Consider the following 25,734-nt stretch of genomic DNA (forward strand, 5'->3'; position numbering starts at 1 on the left):
ACCAGGAGGCGCCATGACCACGACCGTGACCCCGTCCACGCCGGATGCCGCTGCCCCGCCCCTCAGTCCGCTCACCCGGCGCCCCGGCCGCTGGATCGACGGCTGGAACGCCGAGGATCCCGCGTTCTGGCAGGCCGAGGGCCGGGCGATCGCCCGGCGCAACCTCGGCTGGTCGATCTTCGCCGAGTTCCTCGGGTTCATCATCTGGCAGCTGTGGAGCATCGTCGTCGTGATGCTGCCGGCGGCGGGCTTCACGCTCTCCAGCTCCGAGGCCTTCTGGCTGATCTCGCTGCCGAGCCTCGTCGGCGCCACACTCCGCTTCCCGTACACGTTCATGGTCGCGGTCTTCGGCGGCCGCAACTGGACCATCGTGTCGGCGGGCCTGCTGCTCATCCCCGCGGTGCTGCTCGGCATCGTCGTCTCCAACCCCGACACGCCGTTCGGCGTGCTGCTGGTGGTCGCGGCGCTCGGCGGCGTCGGCGGCGGCAACTTCGCGAGCTCGATGGCCAACATCACCTACTTCTTCCCGCAGAAGGAGAAGGGATGGGCCCTCGGCCTCAACGCCGCCGGCGGCAACCTCGGCACCTCCGTCGCGCAGTTCGCGGTGCCCATCGTCGTCACCATCGGCGCCGCGTCGACGCTCAACATCTCGCTGGCGGGCTGGATGTGGGTGCCACTGATCCTCGTCGCGATGTTCGGCGCATGGCGCTACATGGACAACCTGTCGTCGGCCAAGGCGGACTTCGGCAGCTCGGCGGCGGCGCTGCGCGAGCCGCACCTGTGGGTCATGGCGCTGCTGTACATCGGCACGTTCGGCTCGTTCATCGGCTTCGCGAGCGTGTTCCCCAAGCTGATCGCCGATCAGTTTCCCGGAGTACTCGACCATCCAGATCGGCACCGCGTCGATCACGCTCGCCTTCCTCGGAGCGCTCGTCGGCTCGCTCGCCCGCCCGTACGGCGGACGCCTCGCCGACCGCTTCGGGGGCGCCCGGGTGACCGTGTGCGCGTTCGCTGTCATGGCCGTCGCGCCCTGGCGCTCATCTGGACCATGCAGCTGCACAGCTTCGTGGTGTTCCTCGCCTGCTTCCTCGTGCTGTTCGCCGCGACGGGCATGGGCAACGGCTCGACGTATCGCATGATCCCCAGCATCTTCGCGGCCCGCTCGCAGGCCAGGGGCTACGCGACGGGCACCCCCGAGGCGACGAAGATGCTGCGCAAGTCGGCCGCGGCCCTGGGCATCATCTCGGCCATCGGCGCGTACGGCGGGTTCCTCGTGCCGCAGGTGCTCAACGCGTCCCAGCTGGCGACCGGCGGCTACACGGCGGCCCTTCGTCGGCTTCGTCGCCGGCTACGTCGCCCTGCTGCTGGTGACCCTGTTCGTCTACGTCGTCCCGCGCGCGTCGCTCGCCATGCAGCGCATCTGACCCCACCGCGCCACGACGGGAGTGGATGCCTCGGCCCGAGGCATCCACTCCCGTCTTCGTGCGCCCACCGTGCGTGCCCGGCGCGCCGGGGTGAGGCCCGCCGCCGGAGCAGTGCCGCGTCAGTAGACGTCGCGCACGTAGCGGGCGTCGGCGGCGAGGGTGCGCAGGTACTCCCCGGCGGCCTCCTCGCCGAGACCCGCCGTGCTGCTGTGCGATCGTGGCGAGCGTCGCCTCGACGTCCTGGCCATCCGGCTCGCGTCGCCGCACACGTAGAGGTGCGCGCCGTCCTGCAGCCAGCGCCACAGGCGGGCACCGTGCTTCGAGCATGCGGTCCTGCACGTAGATCTTCTGCCGCTGGTCGCGCGAGAACGCGACGTCCAGGCGTGTCAGGAAGCCGTCGTCGTGCATCGCGACGAGCTCGTCGCGATGCACGACGACGGCTTCCTGACACGCCTGGACGTCGCGTTTCTCGCGCGACCAGCGGCAGAAGATCTACGTGCAGGAACCGCATGCTCGAGCACGGTGCCCGCCTGTGGCGCTGGCTGCAGGACGGCGCCGCACCTCTACGTGTGCGGCGACGCGAGCCGGATGGCAAGGACGTCGAGGCGACGCTCGCCACGATCGCACAGCAGCACGGCGGTCTCGGCGAGGAGGCCGCCGGGGAGTACCTGCGCACCCTCGCCGCCGACGCCCGCTACGTGCGCGACGTCTACTGACGCGGCACTGCTCCGGCGGCGGGCCTCACCCCGGCGCGCCGGGCACGCACGGTGGGCGCACGAAGACGGGAGTGGATGCCTCGGGCCGAGGCATCCACTCCCGTCGTGGCGCGGTGGGGTCAGATGCGCTGCATGGCGAGCGACGCGCGCGGGACGACGTAGACGAACAGGGTCACCAGCAGCAGGGCGACGTAGCCGGGACGAAGCCGACGAAGGCCGCCGTGTAGCCGCCGGTCGCCAGCTGGGGACGCGTTGAGCACCTGCGGCACGAGGAACCCGCCGTACGCGCGATGGCCGAGATGATGCCCAGGGCCGCGGCCCGACTTGCGCAGCATCTTCGTCGCCTCGGGGGTGCCCGTCCGCGTAGCCCCTGGCCTGCGAGCGGGCCGCCGAAGATGCTGGGGATCATGCGATACGTCGAGCCGTTGCCCATGCCCGTCGCGGCGAACAGCACGAGGAAGCAGGCGAGGAACACCACGAGCTGTGCAGCTGCATGGTCCAGATGAGCGCCAGGGCGCCGACGGCCATGACAGCGAACGCGCACACGGTCCACCCGGGCGCCCCCGAAGCGGTCGGCGAGGCGTCCGCCGTACGGGCGGGCGAGCGAGCCGACGAGCGCTCCGAGGAAGGCGAGCGTGATCGACGCGGTGCCGATCTGGATGGTCGAGTACTCCGGGAACTGATCGGCGATCAGCTTGGGGAACACGCTCGCGAAGCCGATGAACGAGCCGAACGTGCCGATGTACAGCAGCGCCATGACCCACAGGTGCGGCTCGCGCAGCGCCGCCGCCGAGCTGCCGAAGTCCGCCTTGGCCGACGACAGGTTGTCCATGTAGCGCCATGCGCCGAACATCGCGACGAGGATCAGTGGCACCCACATCCAGCCCGCCAGCGAGATGTTGAGCGTCGACGCGGCGCCGATGGTGACGACGATGGGCACCGCGAACTGCGCGACGGAGGTGCCGAGGTTGCCGCCGGCGGCGTTGAGGCCGAGGGCCCATCCCTTCTCCTTCTGCGGGAAGAAGTAGGTGATGTTGGCCATCGAGCTCGCGAAGTTGCCGCCGCCGACGCCGCCGAGCGCCGCGACCACCAGCAGCACGCCGAACGGCGTGTCGGGGTTGGAGACGACGATGCCGAGCAGCACCGCGGGGATGAGCAGCAGGCCCGCCGACACGATGGTCCAGTTGCGGCCGCCGAAGACCGCGACCATGAACGTGTACGGGAAGCGGAGTGTGGCGCCGACGAGGCTCGGCAGCGAGATCAGCCAGAAGGCCTCGGAGCTGGAGAGCGTGAAGCCCGCCGCCGGCAGCATCACGACGACGATGCTCCACAGCTGCCAGATGATGAACCCGAGGAACTCGGCGAAGATCGACCAGCCGAGGTTGCGCCGGGCGATCGCCCGGCCCTCGGCCTGCCAGAACGCGGGATCCTCGGCGTTCCAGCCGTCGATCCAGCGGCCGGGGCGCCGGGTGAGCGGACTGAGGGGCGGGGCAGCGGCATCCGGCGTGGACGGGGTCACGGTCGTGGTCATGGCGCCTCCTGGTGGACCGACGATGCGGGTGAGTGTGCGTCCCACGCTAGAAAGCGGGTGTTTCGGCCGGTCGAGCCGCGCGGTTACCTCTCCGTCACTTCTCGATCACGACCCCGCGGTGCCGAGGTGGGGGACCCGTCACACGTCCGAAACACGGGGGCCTTCTAGACTCGAAACATGCGCGTGGACATCGTCACGATCTTCCCGACGTTCTTCGACGTCCTCGGCGTCTCGCTCATCGGCAAGGCGCGCGACCCGCGGCATCCTCGACATGCACGTCCACGACCTGCGGGACTGGACCCACGATCGGCACCGCACCGTCGACGACACACCCTACGGCGGCGGCGCCGGCATGGTCATGAAGCCCGAGCCGTGGGGCGAGGCGCTGGATGCCGTGCTGAGCGAGGACGCCGTGCTGCTCGTGCCGTCGCCCGCGGGGAGCTGTTCTCGCAGCCGCTCGCGCGCGAGCTGGCGCAGGAGCAGCACCTCGTGTTCGCGTGCGGACGCTACGAAGGCATCGACCAGCGGGTCGTCGACCACTACGCCGCCCGCGGTCGCGTGCGTCTCGTCAGCCTCGGCGACTACGTGCTCAACGGCGGCGAGGTGGCCGCGATGGCCGTCATCGAGGCTGTCTCGCGGCTGATCCCCGGTGTCGTCGGCAACCCCGAGAGCCTCGTCGAGGAGTCCCACGAGCTCGGGATGCTGGAGTACCCGAGCTATACGAAGCCTGCCGAGTGGCGCGGGCTGGAGGTGCCGCCGGTGCTCCTGAGCGGCAATCACGGCGCCATCGCCGCGTGGCGGCGCGAGCAGAGCCTGGCACGCACGCAGGCGCATCGCCCGGACCTGCTCGAAGGGGCCGACGTCGCGGCGACGGACTGAGCGTCCGCGAGAAGAGCGGCCGCGGTCTCACACCGGATCGACGACGTCCAGCCGGTAACCGCGCTTGACGACGGTCTTCACCAGATCGGGCGTGCCGAGAGCCTCGCGCAGCCGTGCCACCGCCATCTCGACGGCATGGGTGTTCTCACCCGAGCGGGGGAGCACGGACTGCAGCCGCTGACGTGAGACCACGCCGCCGCCCGCATCGAACAGCGCCGCCATCAGGTCGGCACCCGTCCGCGACAGCGGGATGTGACGGCCGTCGAGGACGACGCCTGCGCTGCGCAGCTCGAGGCGTCCTGCGCCCGTCTGCAGCGCGTCGGCGTGCCCGCCGCCGAAATGCGACACGACGGCACGCACGAGGGCGCCGAGGGCGACCGCGCTCGGCGATGAGGGGCTCGGCTCCGGCGTCCTGCAGGGGTCCTGCGGTGATCGGCCCCACGGCCGCCAGCAGCAGGCGTCCTCGCCTGGTGCGGTCGACGATGGCCTCCTGCGCACCCTCCCGGGCGGCCGCGGCCATCCACTCCGCCGCGCCGGGAGCCGACGTGAAGAGCACCGCGTCCACCTCGCCCTGTGCCGCGGCGAGCACCGACCGCGCGACGACCGCGGGGTCGGGCGGCGGACCCCAGCGGTACACCGTGAGGCTCACGACGTCGGCGCCGGCATCCCCGAGCAGCTCGTCCAGACCGTCGGCGCCCGAGCCGTGGTGCTGCACCGCGACGCGGTGACCGGCGACACCTTCCGCGAGGAGATACTCGCCGAGCTCTGCGGACGTCTCGGACTCGGCCACCCAGTCCGCAGTGAACCCCGCCTGCTGGATCGCCCCGCGCGCCTTGGGCCCGCGTGCGACGATCCGCGCTCCGGCGAGCGCCGCATGCAGCTCGTCGGCGAGACCCGCCTCGTCCGCCGCCTCGATCCAGCCGCGGAACCCGACGCCTGTCGTGGCGACCACGATGTCGGGCGGCGCGGCGATCAGCGACCGCGTCGCGGCGATCAGCGCGTCGTCGTCGATGTGCGGCACGATCGTCAGCGCCGGCGCCTGTCGCACGACGGCGCCGTGCCGTTCCAGCGCGGCCGACAGCTCAGAGGATCGCCGATCGACCGCGATGACGACGGTGCAGCCATCGAGCGCGGCCGACAGAGTGGGGCGGGTGGTGGAGCTCAACGGACGGTGTCACCTGTCATCTCGTGCGCGGGAAGCAGCAGTTCGGCGCGGGCGACGTCGCCGACCACGATGACCGCGGGGTTGCGGATGCCGGTGCGCCCGGCATCCAGCACCGCCCTCCCGAGCGTAGTGCGCGTCGTCCGCTGGTCGAGGTGGTGACCGCGCTCCACGATCGCCACCGGACGGTCGGCGTCGACGCCTGCGCGCAGCGCATCCGCGACGATGCGGGGGATCGCGCTCACCCCCATCAGGATCACGGTGGTGACCTCGGGGTCGCGCAGCGCCGCGACGGTCGATGCGCTGACCGGTCCCTGGCCGTGGACGATGTGCACGGCGGTTGCGACGCCGCGGTGGGTGACCGGGATGCCCGCGGCCTGGGGCACGGCCACGGCGCTCGTGACTCCGGGGACGACGTCGACCGGGATGCCGGCGGCCAGGCACGCCGCCACCTCTTCGCCGCCGCGGCCGAAGACGAACGGGTCCCCGCCCTTGAGCCGGACGACCTGGTTGCCCGCGCGGGCACGGTCCACCAGCAGCGCGTTGATCTCGTCCTGCGGGACCGGGTGGTGCCCCGGCAGCTTTCCGACGTCGATCACCTCGGCGTCCGGCCGCAGCTCGCCGCGCAGATCGGTCGGCCCGAGCCGGTCCATCACGACGACCTCGGCCGAGGTGAGGAGGCGCCACGCGCGGACCGTCATGAGGTCGATGGGGCCGGGGCCGCCGCCGATCAGGTGGACGCGCCCGGTCACGGTGCGCTCCCGTCGGCGGGCTCGTCCCAGCGCACCAGGACCATGCCGTCGGCCACGGCGGTCGGCCACACGTGCAGGTTCACCGGATCCTTGCCCTGCGCGTCGAGGCAGATCCCGGTGCGGAGGTCGAACACCTGCTTGAACATCGGCGAGGCCACGGTCGGCGCGTCCTGACGGGTGCCCACGATGCCGCGCGAGATGACGTTCGCCCGGCTGAATGGGTCGAAGTTCGACACCGCGTACACCCGGCCGTCGCGGCCGTCCGCGCCGCGGGTGAGGAACAGCGCGATCTGCGTGCCCCCGAGCAGGGCGGCCCGGCCGCGCTCGATCTCGAGGTCGGTGAGTGCGCACACCCGCACCCAGCCGGGCGGGGCGACGTGCGCGGTCGTCTGCGGGTCGATGAGGGTCATCGGCGCACCTCCAGGGTCGTTCCGGCGATGAGGACGCCGCCGTCGCCGCGCTCCTCGGCGGTGGCGGGACGGGGCTGACCGCGTTCGGCGACGTAGGCGAGCGACGGATCGGGCGTGGCGGGGGCGTTCACGAACGAGGCGAAGCGCCGCAGCTTGTCGGGGTCGCGGAGCGTCGCGGCCCATTCATCCTCGTACGTGCCGATGTGCGCGGCCATCGCGGTGTCGAGGTCGGCGCAGATGCCGAGGCTGTCGTCGAAGATGACCTCGCGCAGCCCCTCGATGCCGCCGTCGAGCTCTTCGAACCACGGCGCCGTGCGCTGCAGGCGGTCGGCGGTGAAGATGTAGTACATCAGGAACCGGTCGATCGCGGTCAGCAGCTCGTCGTCGCTCAGGCCTTCGGCCAGCAGGACCGCGTGACGCGGGGTGAAGCCGCCGTTGCCGCCGACGTACATGTTCCACCCGGCCTCGGTCGCGATCACCCCGACATCCTTGCCCCGGGCTTCGGCGCACTCGCGGGCGCAGCCCGAGACACCGAGCTTGAGCTTGTGCGGCGAGCGCAGCCCGCGGTAGCGCAGCTCCAGCTGCACGGCCATGCCCACCGAGTCCTGCACGCCGTACCGGCACCAGGTCGAGCCGACGCACGACTTCACGGTGCGCAGCGACTTGCCGTAGGCGTGCCCGGACTCGAAACCCGCATCCACCAGCCGCTTCCAGATGTCGGGCAGCTGCTCCAGACGGGCCCCGAACAGGTCGATGCGCTGGCCGCCGGTGATCTTCGTGTACAGCCCGAAATCCTGCGCGACCTGCCCGATCACGAGCAGCCCCTCCGGAGTGATCTCGCCACCGGGGATGCGCGGCACGACCGAGTAGCTGCCGTCCTTCTGCAGGTTCGCCATCACGTGGTCGTTGGTGTCCTGCAACGTCGCGTTCTCGCCATCGAGGACGTGGCCGCCGACGAGGGTCGACAGGATGCTCGCCAGCGCGGGCTTGCAGATGTCGCAGCCGCGGCCGACGCCGAACCGCTCGATGACGGCGCTGAAGGTGCGCAGGCCCGACACCCGGACGGCGTCGAAGAGCTGACGTCGCGACAGGTCGAAGTGCTCGCACAGGGCGTTGCTCACCGTCGCGCCGGTCTTGGCGAGCTCGGCGCCCACGAGCTTCTTCACCATGGTGAGGCACGAGCCGCACGCGGCACCCGCCTTCGTGCACGCCTTGACGCCGCCGGCGTCGGTGCAGCCCTCCTCGTGCACGGCGTGGCGGATGCGACCCGCGCTGACGCTGTTGCACGAGCACACGAGCGCGTCGTCGGGCAGTTCGCCGGTCGGTGCGGCCACGCCGCCCTCGGGCATGAGGTAAGCCGCGGGGTCTCCGCCCAGCGCGCCGCCGACGAGAGGCCTCAGTGAGCCGTACGCCGAGGCGTCGCCGACGAGGATGCCGCCGAGCAGGGTCTTCGCGTCGTCCGACAGCACCAGCTTCTTGTACACGCCCGCGACGGGGTCGGCGTACACGACGTCGAGGGCGCCCGGGGTCTCGGCGAAGGCGTCCCCGAAGCTCGCGACGTCGACGCCCGAGAGCTTGAGCTTGGTCGAGAGGTCGTACCCCGGGAAGGATGCCTCGCCCCCGAGGAGCCGCGTCGCCGCGACCTCCGCCATGGCGTAGCCCGGTGCGACGAGCCCGACGCACTGCCCGTCGTAGTTCGCGACCTCGCCGATCGCGAGGATGCGAGGGTCGGAGGTCTGGCAGCCGCCGTCGATGAGCACACCGCCGCGGGGATGCACGTCGAGCTCGGCCGAGCGCGCGAGCTCGTCGCGGGGCCGGACGCCGACGGTGAACACGACCACGTCGGTGCGCTCGTAGGACCCGTCCCGGAACTCCAGCCCGGTCACCTGGCCGGTCCGGTCGGGGTCGAGGCGGGTCGTGATGGCCTCGGTCTTGACGGCGATGCCCCGCGACTCGATGAGCCGGCGCAGCGCCCCGCCTGCGGGCAGGTCCAGCTGTGCGGACATGAGCCGATCCGAGGACTGCACCACGGTGCAGTCCACATCGAGCCCCTGCAGCGCGCCGGCCGCCTCCAGCCCGAGCAGCCCCCCGCCGATCACGGTGCCGGTGAGCCGGCGGCCGAGCTGCGCCGAGCGCCGCTGCACGAACTCCTCGAGCCTCTCGACGTCGTCGAGTGTCCGGTAGACGAAGCAGCCGTCGAGGCCGAAGCCGTCGACCGCGAGACGTGCGGCGTACGATCCGGTCGCCAGGACGAGCCGGTCGTACCCGACGCTGAGCCCGGATCTCGTCGTCACGCGCCGAGCGCTGCGGTCGACGCGCACCACGGCGTCACCCCGCAGGAAGCGGAGGCGTTCGTCGTCGAAGAACGAGCGGTCGAGCGTGAGGTCGTCGGTCGATGCCCCCGCGAAGAACCCGGTGAGCCCGACGCGGTCGTACGGGTGACGGTCCTCCTCGCCGATCAGCGTGACGTGCCAGCGCTCGTCGGCGCGGCTGAGCAGGCTCTCGACGAACCGGTGCGCCACCATGCCCGCGCCCACCACCACGACGTGCGTGCCGAGGGCGGGCAGGGTGCTCATGTCGTCACGGTACGCGGGCGATGTTGCATCGGTGTCAGCGTCGTGTTTCCGGCTGTCGACACGGTCGCGATGGGCCATGGCTCCTCCTCGTGGGGCGGATGTCTCGGTAGGCCCGACGCTACGAGCGGGGTGTTTCACCCCCGGACCGCCCAGGGTTACCTCGAACGAACGTTTCGATCACAGCGGTGCGGCACGCGACGTGAGAACGGACGAGCGCGGCCCGCGCCCCGGCGTGCGGGCCGCGCGCCGAAGGCCTCTTGTCCCGTCCGCCGAAGGAGAGGATTCTCTGGTGCATGGGGACACTCGCTTCGCGCGAGCTCGAGCTGATCCGCTCTCAGTTCGCGTTCTCGCTGCGCGACCGCATCGTGACCAACAACGCCGCGAGCACCCAGCCGCCGCTGGCTGTGCTCGAACTGCTGCGCGACCTGTCCGAGACGTACGAGAACGTCCACCGCGGACAGTCGGATGCCTCCATCCGGACCACGGAGATGTTCGAGGCCTCCTTCGACACGATCGCCGCGTGGATCAACGCGCCGTCCCGGCGCACCCTCTCGATGCACCGCAGCACCACCGAGGCGATCAACGCGGTGATGTACTCGCTCCTGGCGGACTTCCGCGACGGCGACAACGTCGTCACGACCCTGATGGAGCACAACTCGGACTACGTGCCCTGGCATGCGATGTGCCGCGAGATCCTGCCGCGCTTCGGACGCCACGTGGAGGTGAGGCTTGCGCGCTTCGACCACGAGAGCGGCGAGCTCGATCTCGCGCACCTGGCGGAACTGGTGGATGCGCGCACGAAGCTCGTCTGCTGCACCGGCGGATCGAACTTCCTCGGCACGAAGCCGCCGCTGGACCAGGTGCGCGCGATCGCCGACGCCGGCGGCTACGTGCAGCCCGACGGCCGCGTCGGCGCTCTGCTCCTCGTCGACGCCGCCCAGCGGTTCGCGAGCTCCCGCGTCGACGTGCAGGAGATGGAAGCCGACTTCGTCGCGTTCTCGTTCCACAAGCTGCTGGCGCCCTTCGGCGTCGGCGTGCTCTACGCGCGGGAGGACCTGCGCGAGACGCTTCCGCCCTTCTTGTACGGCGGCGACATGATCGCGGAGGGGCAGGTGTTCCCCGACCGGGTCGAGTACAACGATCTGCCATGGAAGTTCTCCGCGGGCACGCCCAACATCCTCGGCGTGATCGCCTCGGCGCAGACGCTGCGCCTCATCGTCGACCTCGTGGGCGCCGACCCGACGCGGGCGTGGTTCCGCACCGACGACCCGCTCGAGCCCGGTGCGGTCGACGCCGCGATGGCGATCGTCGCGGGGCATGCGGCATCCCTCACCCGGCAGGCGATGGAGGGGCTGTCCACGATCGCGGGGCTGCGGATCCACGGCGCGTCCGTGGGGGAGGATCGGACCCCGCTGGTCGCCTTCACCGTGGAGGGCCGCTCCCCGTTCGCCATCGCGCACGCCCTTAACGCCCAGGGTGTCGAATCGCGCGCCGGCTGTCACTGCGCGACCCTGGCCCACCACGACCTCGGCCTCGAACCGGCGGCGAGCTGTCGCGTGAGCTTCACCGTCTACAACACGCCGGAAGAGGTCGACCGGGTGGTGGCGGCGGTTCGCCGTGCCGTCGACGCGCCGCACGACTTCTCATCGGCAGGGACGCCGTCCACATCGGCGGATCGCACCACGACACCCTCGGGGCGGGCCACCGCCGTTGCCCCGTCGCGCTTCGGTAGGGTGTAGCGACCCGACGCGAGGAGGACGTGCGTGCACACGTGGCCAGGATCCGCATACCCGCTCGGGGCGACCTTCGACGGGAGCGGAACCAACTTCGCGCTGTTCAGCGAGGGAGCCGAGCGGGTCGAGCTCTGCCTGTTCGGCACGCGGGGCGCGGAGTCGCGCCTCGACCTCGCTGAGGTGGACGCGTTCGTGTGGCACGCGTACGTGCCGAACATCCAGCCCGGCCAGCGCTACGGCTATCGCGTGCACGGTCCCTACGACCCCGGCAGCGGGCAGCGCTTCAACCCCGCCAAGCTGCTGCTCGATCCCTACGCGAAGGCCGTCGAAGGAGCCATCGAGTGGGGGCAGCCCGTGTACGGGTACACTTTCGGCGACCCCGACTCCCGCAATGACGACGACTCCGCCGCCGACATGATGAAGGGCGTCGTCATCAACCCGTTCTTCGACTGGGCGGGGGACCGGCGGCCGGGGACGCCCTACGCCGAGACGGTGATCTACGAGGCGCACGTCCGCGGGCTCACGATGCGGCATCCCGCCATCCCCGACGAGATGCGCGGCACCTACAGCGCCGTCGCGCACCCGGCGATCATCGAGCACCTGACGAAGCTCGGCGTGACGGCGATCGAGCTCATGCCGGTCCACCAGTTCGTCGACGACGCGATCCTGCAGGGCAAGGGCCTCTCGAACTACTGGGGCTACAACTCGATCTCGTACTTCGCCCCGCACAACAGATACGCCGCCACCGGCGACCGCGGCCAGCAGGTCCAGGAGTTCAAGGGGATGGTGCGCGCCCTGCACGCCGCCGGCATCGAGGTGATCCTCGACGTCGTCTACAACCACACGGCAGAAGGCAATCACCTCGGCCCCACGCTCTCGATGCGCGGGATCGACAATGCCGCGTACTACAAGCTCGACGACGACAAGCGGTACTACACCGATTACACCGGGACCGGCAACAGCCTCAACGTCCGCAACCCCCACTCCCTGCAGCTCATCATGGACTCGCTGCGGTACTGGGTGGTCGACATGCACGTCGACGGGTTCCGGTTCGACCTCGCATCGGCGCTGGCGCGCGAGTTCTACGACGTCGACCGGCTGTCGACGTTCTTCGAGCTCGTCCAGCAGGACCCGATCGTGTCGCAGGTGAAGCTGATCGCCGAGCCCTGGGACGTCGGCCCCGGCGGCTACCAGGTGGGCAACTTTCCGCCGCAGTGGACCGAATGGAACGGCAAGTACCGCGACACCGTCCGCGATTTCTGGCGCGGCGAGCCGCAGGCGCTCGGCGAGTTCGCCTCCCGCCTCACCGGATCCAGCGACCTCTACGAGCACTCGGGGCGCCGCCCGGTGGCATCCGTGAACTTCGTCACGGCGCACGACGGATTCACGTTGCGAGACCTCGTGTCGTACGCCGAGAAGCACAACGACGCCAACGGCGAGGACGGCCGTGACGGCGCCGATGACAACCGCTCCGACAACTACGGGGTCGAAGGACCCACGGACGACCCGGCGGTGCTGACCCTGCGCGCACGGCAGCAGCGGAACTTCCTCGCGACGCTGCTGCTCAGCCAGGGGGTGCCCATGCTGCTGCACGGCGACGAGCTCGGGCGCACGCAGCAGGGGAACAACAACGGCTATGCGCAGGACAACGATGTCACCTGGATCGACTGGGAGGCGGCTGACCTTCCCCTTCTGGAGTTCACCGCGGCGATGAGCCGGCTGCGGCGGGACCACCCCACGTTCCGGCGGCGGCGGTTCTTCGAGGGACGCCCGGTGCACCGCGACGTCGGCGCCCCGCTCTCGGACATCGCGTGGCTCCGGCCCGACGGCACGCTCATGCAGCCCGACGACTGGGACTCGGGGTTCGGTCGCGCGGTCGGCGTGTTCCTCAACGGCCAGGGCATCCGAGAGAAGGACCGGCGCGGCGAGGCGATCCGAGATCGCCATTTCATCGTGCTGTTCAACGCCGGAGACGACATCATCGACTTCCGGATCCCCGTGGTCGAGTACAGCCCGGACTGGGAGGTCGTCATCGACACCGCGGGGGAGCGCGCCGACTCCGCCCTGGTCCGTCCGGGCGACACCGTGCGCCTGGCGGCGAAGTCGCTCATCGTGCTGAGCGAGCATCCCCGCGTCGAACGCGAGGTCGATCACTCGGTCGCGGCGTCGCTCGCCGCGCTCGCCGCCGCGCCCACACCGGCGCACGCCCCGCGCGCGGAGCTGCGCACCTGACGCGGCGCGCAGAAGGCGCCGGGCGAGGCAGAAGCGTCAGTCGACGCCGAGCCAGGAGCGGTCCGTCAGGACGATCGGGCCGTCCTCGGTGATCGCGACGGTGTGCTCGGCGTGCGCGCCGCGCGACCCGTCCACCGAGCGGAGGGTCCAGCCGTCGGGGTCGGTCACCAGCTCGTCCGTCGTCTGCAGGAACCACGGCTCGAGGGCGACGACGAGCCCGGCGCGCAGCGGGTAGCCCCGGCCGGCCTTTCCGTCGTTGGGCACGTGCGGGTCGCCGTGCATGATGCGGCCGACGCCGTGACCGCCGAAGTCGGTGTTGATCGAGTAGCCGTCACCGTGGGCCACGGCCGCGATCGCGGCGGAGATGTCTCCGATGCGGTGGCCGACGGTCGCCGTCCGGATGGCGGCATCCAGAGCCCGCGCCGTCGTGTCGATGAGAGCGAGGTCCTCGTCACGCGGCGTGCCGACCACGAACGAGACGGCGGAGTCCGCGACCCAGCCGTTCACCGATACGGCGAAGTCCAGCGACACGAGGTCGCCGTCGCGCAGCGCGTAATCGAACGGCAGCCCGTGCAGGACGGCGTCGTTCACCGACGTGCAGATGACCTTGCCGAACGGGCTCGCGCCGAACGAGGGGTGGTAGTCGATGTAGCACGACTCCGCACCGGCGCGGCGGATCAGATCGTGCGCGCGGCGGTCGATCGCCAGGAGGTTCGTGCCCACCTTCGTCTCGTCGCGCAGGGTCGCCAGCGTCTCGGCGACGAATCGCCCGGCGGGCTTCATCGCCTCGATCTCGGCAGGGGTGCGCAACTCGATCATGTGGTGTCCTCTCGTCCGCGTTCCATTCTGCCGGGCTGACGGGCCTCTGGCTGGGAGGATCCTCCGCGGCGCGCAGGAGCGGTGCCGCCCCGACCGGCACCGGCGTAGCATCGGAGCATGTGGCTGCGTCGCGCGTTCTTCGGCTGGCTGATCCCCTCAGCCTTCCTGCTTCCGCTGTGGCTGCTCGTCGGATGGGCCGTGTTCAACGCCGGCGGCTGGGCGTTCCTGTGGGTGCTGTTCCTCGCGATCCCGGGCGTCTTCGTGTGGCAGCTGCTCCTCACCCTCCTGGTCCGCGCGCGGGGGACGGTCCGTGCGCAGCGCGCCGCGTCGTGGTGGGACGTGCTCGGCTTCACGGTGTGGCACGGCCTGGTCATCTCGCTGGGGTTCTTCGTCGAGTCCTGGTGGGCGCCCGTCATGGTCGTCGCCATCGTCGTGGGCGTCGGCCTGTTCTGGCTGGCGCTGTGGCAGCTGTGGAGCGAAGCGCGCCCGTCGCGCGTCGTCCTGCACACCAGCGAGGGCGTCGCGTACCTCCCGCCGCCGCAGGAGCGCATGGGCGCACCTGACGCCGCCGACCGCGAGGTCATCGTGATCACCGAGAAGCAGGCGCCCTCCGCAGACTGAGGCGTTTTGGCGGGGCGCGGCATCCGTGGCACAATGGTTGTTTGTGCCCTGACCGGTTCTGCCTCAGGGGAACCAGCTGGACGGCGTCACGCCGAAGGCCTGCGGCACACCTCATCCTTCACAACCCTTCCCGCGGTCGACCTGTGGCGGCCGCAGAGAGAGACGATCATGCAGATCCTCGACGCCGTCGACGCGGCTTCGCTCCGCTCCGACATCCCCACCTTCGGGGCAGGTGACACCGTCAAGGTGCACGTCAACATCACCGAGGGCAACCGCTCCCGCATCCAGGTCTTCCAGGGCGTCGTCATCGGCCGCTCGGGTGACGGTGTGCGCGAGACCTTCACGGTCCGCAAGATCAGCTTCCAGGTCGGCGTCGAGCGCACCTTCCCGGTGCACTCCCCGGTCATCGACCACATCGAGGTCGTGACCCGCGGTGACGTCCGCCGCGCCAAGCTCTACTACCTGCGCAACCTCCGTGGCAAGAAGGCCAAGATCAAGGAGAAGCGCGACAACTGACGCATCGCGCAGCGCACCGAAGCCCCGGACCCGTGGTCCGGGGCTTCGTCGTTCCCGGCGCGCACACCTGGACGTGCAGGAACCGGCCCGGAGTGTGTCACCCTTGAAGACGGGCTCGCCGACGGTCGGCGCCCGCGGAGGATCTCGATGACGACTGAGAAGTCGGCCCCGGCCGAACCGTCACCCACCGCCGGCACCGAATCGGCGCCCGCGACGGCGACGATCCAGCCACGACGCCGGGGATGGCTGATCTTCCTCCGCGACGTCGTCGTGATCATCCTGATCGCGGTGCTCGTCTCGCTCGTCGTGAAGACGTTCCTCGTCCGATCGTTCTACATCCCCTCCGGGTCGATGGAAGACACACTGCTCATCAAGGACCGCATCCTGGTCGACGAGATCACGCCGCGTTTCGGCGGCTACGACCGCGGTGACATCGTCGTCTTCCGCGATCCGGGCGGCTGGCTTCCGCCCAGCACCGAACCCGCCCGCCCGCCGGTGGTCGAGGCGTTCGAGTGGGTGCTGTCGCTCGTCGGCCTCGCCGCTCCCGACAGCGACGATCACCTCGTGAAGCGCATCATCGGGCTGCCCGGCGACCACGTGGTGTGCTGCAACGCGATCGGGCAGATCACGGTCAACGAGGTGCCGATCGACGAGACCGGCTACGTCAAGTTCCCGCCGGGCGAGACGGCGGCCTCGGCCGACGCGTTCGATGTCACCGTCCCGGACGGCAAGCTCTGGGTTCTGGGCGACAACCGCTACCGCTCCAAAGACTCCCGGTACAACACCGATCAGCCCGGCAAGGGCTTCGTCCCGATCGACAACGTCGTCGGACGCGCGTTCCTCGTGACATGGCCGTTCGACCGCTTCGGGCTCCTCGACTTCCATCACGACGTCTTCGCGGGGGTTCCCGCGCCGGAAGGAGGCGACGGCTCCCGATGACCGTCGTCGAGCCCCGGCTCACGCTGGAACGCCGGCTGCTGCGCGAGCACACGCTCGTGATCGCCTGCGACGAGGTCGGCCGCGGCGCCCTGGCAGGCCCGGTCGCTGTCGGTGCGGCGGTCGTCGACGCGCCGCGATCGCGCAAGCGCGTGCCGCAGGGGCTGCGCGACTCGAAGCTCGTCCCCGAACTGCGTCGTCACGACGTCGCCGCGCGTGCCGCGTCGTGGGTCGCCGCGAGCGCCATCGGCTGGGCGAGCTCGCAGGAGATCGACGAGATCGGCATCATGCGCGCGCTCGGTCTCGCCTCGGTGCGTGCCCTGGCCGACCTCCGCCGCCAGGGCGTGGTCGTCGAGGATGCCATCGTCATCCTGGACGGCAACTACGACTACATCTCGCCGGCGGGCGAGTGGGCGCTCACCATCCGCCCGGTCATCAAGGCCGACCGCGACTGCGCGTCTGCCGCGGCGGCGTCCGTCATCGCCAAGGTCGCGCGCGACGACCTCATGACCGACCTGCACGACGAGCTCCCGGCCTACGAGTGGGCGCGCAACAAGGGGTACGCGAGCCCGGATCACCGCGCCGCGATCCGCGAGCACGGCATCAGCCGGCATCATCGCGCCTCGTGGTCGATCGCCGAGGCGCCGACGCTGTTCTGAGCGGCGCGTTCGCGGTCCGCGCACTCGTTCCGACGCGTCGCCTCGCCGCCATAGGATGGAGGCACCATGGACGACGAGGTGTTCGAAGACTACGACCGTGAGCTCGAGCTCGCCCTGTACCGCGAGTACCGCGACGTCGTGTCGCAGTTCCAGTACGTGATCGAGACCGAGCGGCGGTTCTATCTCGCCAACGAGGTCAACGTCGTCCGCCGTGACACCGAGCACGACTTCTACTTCGAGATCTCGATGTCGGACGTCTGGGTGTGGGACATCTACCGTGCCGACCGCTTCGTCAAGGCGGTGCGGGTGCTGACGTTCAAGGACGTCAACGTGGAAGAGCTCTCGCGCCGCGACTTCCATCTTCCCGAAGAGCTCTCGCTCGACACCTGACGCCTCCTCCACAGCTGCGAGATCCGCACGGTTCGGCGCAGTTGTGAACGGATGCCGCAACCCGGCGTCCGCGCGCCGGCCACGGCGCGCGACGATGCCGGAATGGCAGACAAGGACGACCTCGGGCACGCCGGTGAGGACCGCGCAGCCCGCTACTTCTCGGACCTCGGATACACGATCCTCGCGCGCAACTGGCGCTGCCGCGCCGGCGAGATCGACCTCGTCGTCGCGGACGCTCGGACCGTAGTCGTGGTCGAGGTCAAGACGCGGCGGGGCGTGGACTTCGGGCACCCGTTCGAGGCGATCGACGCCCGCAAGCGGGCGCGGCTGTGGCGCCTGGCCGCGGCCTGGGCGGCCGAGCATCGCGAGGCGGTCCAGGGGCGGCGCCTTCGCATCGACGCCATCGGCCTGACCGGGCCGCTGCCGGCCACCGCGGCCCTCGAGCACCTCGTCGACGTGGAGGTGCCGTGAGCGTCGCGCGAACGTGGGCGGTGGCGATGGTCGGGGCCGAGGGGGAGTGCGTCGAGGTGGAGGCCGACCTGACTCAGCAGACCCCCGAGTTCCGCATCATCGGGCTCGGCGACAAGGCGCTGGGTGAAGCGGTGCAGCGCGTGCACAATGCGTGCGCGAACAGCGGCACCCCGCTTCCGCGACGCCGGCTGACCGTCAATCTGTCGCCCGCGAGCCTGCCGAAGCAGGGATCCGGGTTCGACATCGCGATCGCGGTCGCCTCGCTCGCGACCGAGCCCGGAATGGATGCCGCCTCCGTCGCGACGACGGTGCACATCGGCGAACTGGGGCTCGACGGGCGGCTGCGCCCGGTGCCGGGCGTCCTGCCGGCGGTGGTCGCGGCGCGCCGCGCCGGGCATCGTCGTGTCGTCGTGGCACACGCGAACGGTCCGGAGGCGGCGCTCGTCGACGGCATCGAGGTGCTTGCGGCGGTGAACCTCGCTCAGGTGGTCGCCTGGCACGGCGGCGAGGTCGAGATCCCCGACGATCAGCCGGTTGCGCTCGCCGACGAGGATGCCCACGCGGCCGATGAGCTGGACCTCGCAGACGTCATCGGGCAGCGCGAAGCCGTCGAGGCGCTCATCGTCGCGGCGGCCGGCGGCCATCATCTGCTGATGTGCGGGCCGCCCGGGGCCGGCAAGACGATGCTCGCGCGACGGCTGCCCGGCATCCTTCCGGCCCTCGACGACCGTGCCGCGCTCACCGCCGCCTCGATCCGCAGTCTCGCCGGAGCGCGTGTCGTCGAGCTTTCCCGCACGCCGCCGTTCGAGGCGCCGCACCACAGCGCCTCGGTCGCCGCCCTGGTGGGCGGCGGCTCACGCGTCGTGCGCCCGGGCGCCATCGCGCGCGCGAGCGAGGGCGTGCTGTTCCTGGACGAGGCGGGTGAGTTCCCCGCCTCGGTGCTCGACGCCCTGCGCCAGCCGCTGGAGACGGGGTCGATCGCGATCCACCGCGCCGGTGCTCACGCCGAGTACCCGGCGCGGTTCCAGCTCGTTCTCGCGACGAACCCGTGTCCGTGCGGTGACTACGGCATCCGCGGCGGCCGTTGCGTCTGCCCTCCGGCCGCCATCCGGCGTTACCTCGGGCGATTGTCGGGGCCGCTGCTGGATCGCATGGACATCGAGCTGACTCTCGCACGGGTCTCGGTCGCGCAGCGCGCGGCCGCGCCGGTGACCTCGACGGAGGCCGCCCGTGAGCAGGTCGCCGAGGCCCGCGCCCGGGCGCGCCATCGTCTGCGGAACACCGCCTGGCGGGTGAACGCCGATGTGCCCGGCACGTGGCTGCGCGAGGGACCGGCGTCGCCGGAGCCCACCGTGCGCCGCCCACTGGACGCCGCCCTGACGCGAGGTGCCATCACGCTGCGCGGCTACGACCGTGTGCTGAGGGTCGCCTGGTCGCTCGCCGACATCGAGGGGCGACCGCGGCTCGGCGTCGACCACATCGGCCGTGCGCTGTACCTCAAGAAGGGCCTCGCACGATGACCGCCTTCGAGCTCTCGGCACGCGCCGCCCGCGCCGCGCTGGCGCCCCTGCACCTGACCCTGTCCGATGACGAGGCCCTCGACCGCTACGCCATCGCCGTGTGGGATCAGCTCGTGGAGCCCGGGGACTCGGTGGCCGGACGCCTCGTCGCCGCGCGCGGGCCCCTGCTTGCCCTTGAGTCGCTGATCGCCGGGAGCCCCCTGGACGAACTCACCGCCCGCGAGCGCACCGAAGCACGCAAGCGCTGGCTGCCCCGGCTGTCGGCACAGGCGGTCGCCGATACGCTGCGCATCGCCGGCGCTCGCGACATCGCGCTCGTCACGCGGGACGATGCCGTCTGGCCGGACCAGCTCGACGACCTCGAGTCGCACGCGCCGCTGTGCCTGTGGGTGCGAGGGGATGCCGGCGTCCTCGCCCGGCTTCAGCCCTCGGTGGCGATCGTCGGCGCCCGCGCCGCCTCGGGCTACGGCGATCTCGTCGCGCGCGAGCTGGCGGCGGAGCTCGCGGCGACGGGCGTGCCCATCGTCTCCGGCGGCGCGTACGGCATCGACGGTGCCGCGCACCGGGCCGCGCTGAGCGCCGGCGGCGTCACGGTCGCACTGCTCGCCGGAGGCGCCGAGCGCGCCTACCCAGCGGGGCATACGCGGCTCATCGACGACATCGCGCAGACCGGCGCCGTCGTCAGCGAGGTGCCGTGCGGGTCGGCGCCCACCAAGTGGCGGTTCCTGCAGCGGAACAGGCTGATCGCGGCCCTTACGACGGCGACGGTCGTCGTCGAAGCCGGCTGGCGCAGCGGCTCGCTCAACACGGCAGGCCACGCGTCGCAGCTCGGCCGCGCCCTCGGGGCGGTTCCCGGGCCCATCACGGCGCCCGCGTCGGCCGGGACCCACCGCCTCATCCGCGAGAGCGCCGCCGTCTGCATCACGAGCGCAGATGACGTGCTCGAGCTGCTCGGGTCGTGGGCGCCCTCGTCGGGGGGCGGCACCGCAGCCGCGGCGGCCGGGAGTGCCGCGACGGCTGCGGCGCGGCGCACCGATGACGCGACCCGCGTGCAGGATGCGTTGAGCAATCGGGTGGGGCGGGATGCCGACGAAGTCGCACGTCGCGCGGGCATGGCGGTCGACGAGGTGCGGATCCTGCTCGGCATGCTGCAGCTGGAGGGATCGGTGCACGCGGGGGTCGACGGGTGGCGATCGGCGTCCGCACGCCGGTGAACGTCGCCGGCCGCGGGGCGTCGTGCCCGGGAGGGCAGGTCCGCGCGCCATGCTGGAGGGATGACGATCGACGCGGCCGCCGACGCATACCTGCGCCACCTGGAGCAGGTGCGCAGGCTGTCGTCCGCGACCGTTCGCGCCTACCGGTCGGACCTCGCCGGTCTGCGGCTCTCGTGCGGCGACGCCGAGCTCTCGGAGGTGGACCTCGAGATGCTGCGCGAGTGGCTGTGGCAGGCGGTGCAACGCGGTGACAGCCGCAGCACCATCGCTCGCCGCACCGCTGCGGTGCGCGGCTTCTTCGCGTGGGCGACCGAGACCGAGCTGATCGAGGCAGATCCGAGTCTTCGGCTCGTCTCACCCAAGCGCGGCAAGACGCTGCCCAAGGTCGCGACGGTGCAGACTCTCGACGAGGTGCTCGCCGCGATGGCTGCCGCTGCAGCCGACGGAGACCCCGCGGCGCTGCGCGATCACGCCGTCATCGAGCTGCTGTACGGGGCGGCCGTGCGCGTCTCGGAGCTCTGCGGGCTGGACCTCGACGACGTCGATCGGGATCGCCGGACCGTGCGCGTGCTCGGCAAGGGCTCCAAGGAGCGGGTGGTGCCGTTCGGCCTGCCGGCGCTGCGCGCCGTCGAGGCGTACATGGTGCGTGCGCGCCCCGTCCTCGCCGCCCGGGCAGACGAGCGGGGCGGGGCGGCGGCCGCGCTGTTCCTCGGCGCCCGCGGCGGTCGACTCGGACCGCGCGCAGTCTACGACCTCGTGTCCCGACGACTCGGACCGGAACTGGGGTCGCAGGTCGGTCCGCACGCGCTGCGCCACTCCGCCGCGACGCACCTGCTCGACGGCGGCGCCGACCTGCGCGCCGTCCAGGAGATACTCGGGCACGCGAGCCTCGGCACGACGCAGATCTACACGCACGTGTCGAGCGAGCGGCTGGCGGCCTCGTACCGCCTCGCGCACCCGCGCGCCTGACGCTCAGCAGCAGGGGAGCAGCACTGCGCGCGGGACACCGCCCAGCAGCATCAGCGGGTTGATGTACTCGCCGTCCAGCCGCACCCCGAAGTGGAAGGTCCCCGGCTCGACGTGTCCGCCGAGGGAGACTGTTCCCACGACATCGCCCCGCTCGACCGGTGCACCCGCCGTGAGAGGGGAGTCGATCGGCTCCAGTGTCGTGACCAGGCCGTCGCCGTGGTCGATGGTGAGGACGCCGCGGCCGGCGACCGGCCCGGAGAACGCGACGATCCCCGCGTCGGGTGCGACGATGTCGTCACCGCCCAGGGGGCGCAGGTCGATACCGCGATGTCCGGGGCCATACGCGTGCGGAGGGGCGACGAACGGCTGCGCGATGCGAACGGGGTGAGACGGCCACACCCAGCCCGTTCCGCGCGGCGAGGCGGCGTCGTCGGGCGCTGGGGCGCCCGTCCCGGGCGCCGGGCCGACCGCCTGAGCCGCGCCGGACAAGTCGGCGCCGGACAGGGCGAGGACCGCGGACAGCAGCCCCGCGACGAACCGCCGTCGGCGCCGCGCACGGTGGGCTGCGTGAGGCATCATCGTCCGAGCCTCGCGCACCTGCCGTCGCCGGGATGCCGGCGGCCCGGGATCCGTGGAGAACCCCCGCCCGCCGGACGCGGGGGAGGAGGGGCCGAGGGCGCCGCTCCTGATACACTGGGAGCCGCACTCCGCATGTCGGAGTGACTCCGCGTGCCCTCAGCGTGACGGATCTCGGCTCGAACGGGACGACGTCTGTGACGCGGCATCCATTCCCATCGGTCCTTGCGAACGCTCCACGGCGAACGCAGGGCGGGCATGTGCCGGGCACCAGGCTCGCCGGCCGACGGTCGGCGCGAGACAACCGCAACAGGCGCACGTGCGCCAGAACAGGAGACCGGCCATGGCCGTCGTCACCATTCGCCAGCTGCTCGACAGCGGCGTCCACTTCGGACACCAGACCCGCCGGTGGAACCCGAAGGTCAAGCGCTTCATCCTCACGGAGCGCAGCGGCATCCACATCATCGACCTCCAGCAGTCGCTGACGTACATCGACAAGGCGTACGAGTTCGTCAAGGAGACCGTCGCCCACGGCGGCACTGTCCTCTTCGTCGGCACCAAGAAGCAGGCGCAGGAAGTCATCGCCGAGCAGGCGACCCGCGTCGGCCAGCCGTACGTCAACCAGCGCTGGCTCGGCGGTCTGCTCACCAACTTCTCGACGGTGTCGAAGCGTCTTGCGCGCATGAAGGAGCTCGAGGAGCTCGACTTCGAGGACCCGGCCGCGAGCGGCTTCACCAAGAAGGAGCTCCTCCTCAAGAAGCGCGAGCTCGACAAGCTGCACAAGTCGCTCGGCGGTATCCGCAACCTGCAGAAGACCCCGTCGGCCATCTGGGTCGTCGACGCCAAGCGCGAGCACCTCGCGATCGACGAGGCCTCGAAGCTCGGCATCCCGGTGATCGGCATCCTCGACACCAACGCCGACCCGGACGAGTTCCAGTACCCGATCCCCGGCAACGACGACGCGATCCGCTCGGTGGGCCTGCTCACCCGCATCATCGCCGACGCCGCCGCCGAGGGCCTGATCCAGCGCCACCAGCCCACCGACGAGGCCGCCGACGCCGAGCCGCTGGCCGACTGGGAGCGCGAGCTGCTCGAGCAGGGTGCTGCCGCGGACGAGACCCCGGTCGTCACCGACGTCGCCGAGGTCGAGACCATCGCGACCGAGTCGCCGGCCGACGAGGCGGGCGCTGAGGCCGCCGCCGAGGCCGTCGCGACCGAGGCTGCCGCCGAGGAGCCGGCCGTCGAGGCCGCCGACCAGGCGTAATCGCATCTTCCCGCCCGGCGGAGTCGTCTGAGGACGACTCCGCCGCGGCATCCACGAGAACTCACGAACACAAGGAGCCGCCACCCATGGCAAACTTCACGATCGCCGACATCAAGGCGCTGCGCGAGCAGCTCGGCACCGGCATGGTCGACACCAAGAAGGCGCTCGAGGAGGCCGACGGCGACCTCGAGAAGGCTGTCGAGATCCTCCGCCTGAAGGGCGCGAAGGGCAACGCCAAGCGCGCCGACCGCTCCACCAGCGAGGGCCTCGTCGCCGCCAAGGAGCAGGACGGCAAGGTCACGCTCATCGAGCTGAACACCGAGACCGACTTCGTCGCGAAGAACGAGCGCTTCATCGCGCTGGCCGACAAGGTCCTCGACGCCGCCGCTGCCGCGGGCGCCGAGTCGGCCGAGGCCGCCCTCGCCGCTCCCGCCGGCTCGCAGACCGTCGCCGAGCTCATCTCGGACGAGGCCGCGATCATCGGCGAGAAGGTCGAGCTGCGCCGCGTCGTCACCCTCTCGGGCGACAAGTTCGAGATCTACCTGCACCGCACCAGCAAGGACCTGCCCCCGCAGGTCGGCGTGGTGCTCGCCTACACGGGCGACGACGCCGAGACGGCCCGCAGCCTCGCCCAGCACATCTCGTTCGCCAACCCGTCCTACCTCTCGCGCGACGAGGTCCCCGAGGCCGAGGTCGAGAAGGAGCGCGAGATCGTCACCGAGATCTCGCGCAACGAGGGCAAGCCCGAGGCCGCTCTGCCCAAGATCGTCGAGGGCCGCGTCAACGCGTTCTTCAAGCAGGTCGCCCTGCTCGACCAGGACTACGCGAAGGACAACAAGCAGTCCGTCGCGCAGGTCGCGAAGGACGCCGGTCTGACCCTGACGGGCTTCGCCCGCTTCAAGGTCGGCGCCTGACCTGCTGAGAAGGCCCGCATCCGGATTCCGGTGCGGGCCTTTTCTCATGCCCTTCGGGGCCTTTCCTGGGTAGTCTGCGGCTTGCCCGCTAGTTTTTCGTCATCGAGAGGATCACCGTGATCAACGAGAACACCGGACGCCGCCGCGTCCTGCTGAAGCTGTCGGGCGAGGCGTTCGGAGGGGGTCAGCTCGGCGTGAACCCCGACGTCGTGGGCCAGATCGCACGTGAGATCGCAGAGGCCGTCGACCGTGTCGAGATCGCGGTCGTCGTCGGCGGCGGCAACTTCTTCCGTGGCGCCGAGCTCAGCCAGCGCGGGATGGACCGCGGACGCGCGGACTACATGGGCATGCTGGGCACGGTGATGAACGCCCTGGCTCTGCAGGACTTCCTCGAGCAGGCCGGTGCCGCCACCCGGGTGCAGTCGGCGATCTCGATGACGCAGGTCGCGGAGCCCTACATCCCGCGCCGGGCCGAGCGCCACATGGAGAAGGGTCGCGTCGTGATCTTCGGAGCCGGTGCCGGCCTTCCGTACTTCTCGACCGACACCGTCGCCGCCCAGCGCGCGCTCGAGATCGACGCGCAGGAGGTCCTTGTCGCCAAGAACGGCGTGGACGGCGTGTACACGGCGGACCCGAAGAAGGATGCCTCCGCCACCAAGATCGACCGCATCACCTACCTCGACGCGCTGCAGCGCGGACTCAAGGTCGTCGACTCGACGGCGTTCAGCCTGTGCATGGACAACCGCATGGACATGCGGGTGTTCGGCATGGAGCCCGCCGGAAACGTCACCCGCGCACTCCTGGGTGAATCCATCGGCACGCTCGTCACGGCGTGAGAGCCGTGCCGTCGGTAGACTTGACCAGCCCCATCCATATGAAGGAGACACTGTGATCGCGGACGTCTTGGCAGATGCCGGAGCGCGCATGGACCGCGCCGTCGAGGCAGCGAAGGAGGACTTCGCGACGGTGCGCACCGGTCGTGCGAACCCGCAGCTGTTCCAGAAGGTCCTGGTCGACTACTACGGGACGCCGACGCCGCTCGCGCAGCTCGCGTCGATCAACAACCCCGAGGCGCGCACGCTCATCGTCACCCCGTACGACAAGTCGGCCCTCAAGGCGATCGAGCAGGCCATCCGCGACATCCCCAACCTCGGCGTGAACCCCACGAACGACGGCAACATCGTGCGCGTCACGATGCCCGAGCTCACCGAGGAGCGCCGCAAGGAGTACGTCAAGCTGACGCGCACGAAGGGCGAGGACGCCAAGGTGCACGTGCGCGGCATCCGCCGCAAGGCGAAGGACGACATCGATGCGCTCAAGGGTGAAGTCGGCGACGACGAGCTCTCCCGCGCCGAGAAGGAACTCGACGCGCTGACGCGCGCCCACGTCGACGCCATCGACGAGGCGCTCAAGCGCAAAGAGGCCGAGCTCCTCGAGGTCTGAGGACCGC

General features: G+C 71.0%; 23 protein-coding genes and 3 pseudogenes. 18 read left to right on the forward strand and 8 right to left on the reverse strand.

Annotated elements, in window-relative coordinates:
* The first annotated feature begins 13 nt into the window (after positions 1–13).
* Positions 14–1,424, forward strand: a pseudogene (locus FB391_RS10455) (MFS transporter).
* A gap of 119 nt (positions 1,425–1,543) precedes the next feature.
* On the opposite strand, the gene FB391_RS20095 reads toward FB391_RS10455, so the two are convergent.
* Entirely contained in the window at positions 1,544–1,672 is a 129-nt protein-coding gene (locus tag FB391_RS20095) for a hypothetical protein (protein ID WP_281286425.1), read from the reverse strand.
* Positions 1,673–1,933: 261 nt separating this feature from the next.
* Here FB391_RS20095 and FB391_RS10465 point away from each other — a divergent pair, with 261 nt between their 5' ends.
* Positions 1,934–2,140, forward strand: coding sequence for a hypothetical protein (locus tag FB391_RS10465; RefSeq protein WP_141894329.1), 207 nt, complete (start codon positions 1,934–1,936; stop codon positions 2,138–2,140).
* A gap of 172 nt (positions 2,141–2,312) precedes the next feature.
* Here the strand turns inward: FB391_RS10465 and FB391_RS10470 are convergent, their stop codons facing one another.
* The gene (locus tag FB391_RS10470; protein ID WP_342778190.1) at positions 2,313–3,671 is read right to left on the reverse strand and encodes an MFS transporter; all 1,359 of its coding nucleotides are present in this window, start codon (positions 3,669–3,671) and stop codon (positions 2,313–2,315) included.
* Between the two features lie 177 nt (positions 3,672–3,848).
* On the opposite strand from FB391_RS10470, the pseudogene trmD reads away from it, so the two are divergent.
* Positions 3,849–4,550, forward strand: a pseudogene (gene trmD / locus FB391_RS10475) (tRNA (guanosine(37)-N1)-methyltransferase TrmD).
* A gap of 27 nt (positions 4,551–4,577) precedes the next feature.
* Here the strand turns inward: trmD and FB391_RS10480 are convergent.
* From FB391_RS10480 to nirB, 4 genes and pseudogenes are all read right to left on the reverse strand, one after another.
* A pseudogene (locus tag FB391_RS10480) lies at positions 4,578–5,715 on the reverse strand (uroporphyrinogen-III synthase).
* Positions 5,712–6,464, reverse strand: a complete 753-nt coding sequence (gene cobA / locus FB391_RS10485) for a uroporphyrinogen-III C-methyltransferase (protein ID WP_141894322.1) — start codon at positions 6,462–6,464, stop codon at positions 5,712–5,714. Before cobA ends, FB391_RS10480 begins: the two are co-directional and overlap by 4 nt.
* The gene (nirD, locus tag FB391_RS10490; protein WP_141894323.1) at positions 6,461–6,874 is read right to left on the reverse strand and encodes a nitrite reductase small subunit NirD; all 414 of its coding nucleotides are present in this window, start codon (positions 6,872–6,874) and stop codon (positions 6,461–6,463) included. Before nirD ends, cobA begins: the two co-directional genes overlap by 4 nt.
* On the reverse strand, positions 6,871–9,450 hold the full coding sequence (gene nirB, locus FB391_RS10495) for a nitrite reductase large subunit NirB (RefSeq protein WP_141894324.1): 2,580 nt from the start codon (positions 9,448–9,450) through the stop codon (positions 6,871–6,873). Before nirB ends, nirD begins: the two co-directional genes overlap by 4 nt.
* 293 nt (positions 9,451–9,743) lie before the next feature.
* On the opposite strand from nirB, the gene FB391_RS10500 reads away from it, so the two are divergent.
* Both FB391_RS10500 and glgX read left to right on the forward strand, forming a co-directional pair.
* The gene (locus tag FB391_RS10500) at positions 9,744–11,189 is read left to right on the forward strand and encodes an aminotransferase class V-fold PLP-dependent enzyme (protein WP_141894325.1); all 1,446 of its coding nucleotides are present in this window, start codon (positions 9,744–9,746) and stop codon (positions 11,187–11,189) included.
* A gap of 24 nt (positions 11,190–11,213) precedes the next feature.
* Positions 11,214–13,415 (forward strand): glycogen debranching protein GlgX, encoded by a 2,202-nt coding sequence (gene glgX, locus FB391_RS10505; RefSeq protein WP_141894326.1) that lies wholly within the window; start codon positions 11,214–11,216, stop codon positions 13,413–13,415.
* Positions 13,416–13,451: 36 nt separating this feature from the next.
* On the opposite strand, the gene map is transcribed toward glgX, so the two are convergent.
* Positions 13,452–14,234: a type I methionyl aminopeptidase gene (gene map / locus FB391_RS10510; protein ID WP_141894327.1), complete on the reverse strand. Its 783-nt coding sequence runs from the start codon at positions 14,232–14,234 to the stop codon at positions 13,452–13,454.
* 117 nt (positions 14,235–14,351) lie between these two features.
* On the opposite strand from map, the gene FB391_RS10515 reads away from it, so the two are divergent.
* From FB391_RS10515 to FB391_RS10555, 9 genes are all read left to right on the forward strand, one after another.
* Complete coding sequence (locus FB391_RS10515; RefSeq protein WP_141894328.1) at positions 14,352–14,855, forward strand: MFS transporter permease; 504 nt, start codon at positions 14,352–14,354, stop codon at positions 14,853–14,855.
* 168 nt (positions 14,856–15,023) lie between these two features.
* Positions 15,024–15,371 carry a 50S ribosomal protein L19 gene (gene rplS, locus FB391_RS10520; RefSeq protein WP_141894330.1) on the forward strand — a complete coding sequence of 116 codons (348 nt, stop codon included), beginning with the start codon at positions 15,024–15,026 and terminating at the stop codon, positions 15,369–15,371.
* A gap of 147 nt (positions 15,372–15,518) precedes the next feature.
* Positions 15,519–16,310, forward strand: a complete 792-nt coding sequence (gene lepB, locus FB391_RS10525; protein ID WP_141894331.1) for a signal peptidase I — start codon at positions 15,519–15,521, stop codon at positions 16,308–16,310.
* Positions 16,307–16,966 carry a ribonuclease HII gene (locus FB391_RS10530; protein WP_141894332.1) on the forward strand — a complete coding sequence of 220 codons (660 nt, stop codon included), beginning with the start codon at positions 16,307–16,309 and terminating at the stop codon, positions 16,964–16,966. The genes lepB and FB391_RS10530 overlap by 4 nt, the downstream gene beginning before the upstream one ends.
* Before the next feature lie 66 nt (positions 16,967–17,032).
* Complete coding sequence (locus FB391_RS10535) at positions 17,033–17,356, forward strand: DUF2469 family protein (RefSeq protein WP_045297888.1); 324 nt, start codon at positions 17,033–17,035, stop codon at positions 17,354–17,356.
* A gap of 102 nt (positions 17,357–17,458) precedes the next feature.
* On the forward strand, positions 17,459–17,827 hold the full coding sequence (locus FB391_RS10540; protein WP_141894333.1) for a YraN family protein: 369 nt from the start codon (positions 17,459–17,461) through the stop codon (positions 17,825–17,827).
* Positions 17,824–19,347 carry a YifB family Mg chelatase-like AAA ATPase gene (locus FB391_RS10545; protein WP_141894334.1) on the forward strand — a complete coding sequence of 508 codons (1,524 nt, stop codon included), beginning with the start codon at positions 17,824–17,826 and terminating at the stop codon, positions 19,345–19,347. The genes FB391_RS10540 and FB391_RS10545 overlap by 4 nt, the downstream gene beginning before the upstream one ends.
* Positions 19,344–20,561 carry a DNA-processing protein DprA gene (gene dprA / locus FB391_RS10550; RefSeq protein ID WP_141894335.1) on the forward strand — a complete coding sequence of 406 codons (1,218 nt, stop codon included), beginning with the start codon at positions 19,344–19,346 and terminating at the stop codon, positions 20,559–20,561. Before FB391_RS10545 ends, dprA begins: the two co-directional genes overlap by 4 nt.
* Before the next feature lie 60 nt (positions 20,562–20,621).
* A complete protein-coding gene (locus tag FB391_RS10555) occupies positions 20,622–21,530 on the forward strand; it encodes a tyrosine-type recombinase/integrase (RefSeq protein WP_141894336.1) in 909 nt (302 codons plus the stop codon).
* A 3-nt stretch (positions 21,531–21,533) separates the two neighbouring features.
* On the opposite strand, the gene FB391_RS10560 is transcribed toward FB391_RS10555, so the two are convergent.
* Positions 21,534–22,109 carry a murein hydrolase activator EnvC family protein gene (locus FB391_RS10560; RefSeq protein WP_246093455.1) on the reverse strand — a complete coding sequence of 192 codons (576 nt, stop codon included), beginning with the start codon at positions 22,107–22,109 and terminating at the stop codon, positions 21,534–21,536.
* A gap of 340 nt (positions 22,110–22,449) precedes the next feature.
* Here FB391_RS10560 and rpsB point away from each other — a divergent pair, with 340 nt between their 5' ends.
* From rpsB to frr, 4 genes are all read left to right on the forward strand, one after another.
* The gene (rpsB, locus tag FB391_RS10565) at positions 22,450–23,370 is read left to right on the forward strand and encodes a 30S ribosomal protein S2 (RefSeq protein WP_141894337.1); all 921 of its coding nucleotides are present in this window, start codon (positions 22,450–22,452) and stop codon (positions 23,368–23,370) included.
* A gap of 86 nt (positions 23,371–23,456) precedes the next feature.
* Positions 23,457–24,284, forward strand: a complete 828-nt coding sequence (gene tsf, locus FB391_RS10570) for a translation elongation factor Ts (protein WP_141894338.1) — start codon at positions 23,457–23,459, stop codon at positions 24,282–24,284.
* 116 nt (positions 24,285–24,400) lie between these two features.
* A complete protein-coding gene (gene pyrH, locus FB391_RS10575) occupies positions 24,401–25,120 on the forward strand; it encodes a UMP kinase (RefSeq protein WP_141894339.1) in 720 nt (239 codons plus the stop codon).
* Positions 25,121–25,172: 52 nt separating this feature from the next.
* Positions 25,173–25,727 carry a ribosome recycling factor gene (gene frr, locus FB391_RS10580; RefSeq protein ID WP_141894340.1) on the forward strand — a complete coding sequence of 185 codons (555 nt, stop codon included), beginning with the start codon at positions 25,173–25,175 and terminating at the stop codon, positions 25,725–25,727.
* Positions 25,728–25,734: the final 7 nt, after the last annotated feature.

It is taken from the genome of Microbacterium kyungheense (genome assembly GCF_006783905.1).
Taxonomy (GTDB): domain Bacteria; phylum Actinomycetota; class Actinomycetes; order Actinomycetales; family Microbacteriaceae; genus Microbacterium; species Microbacterium kyungheense.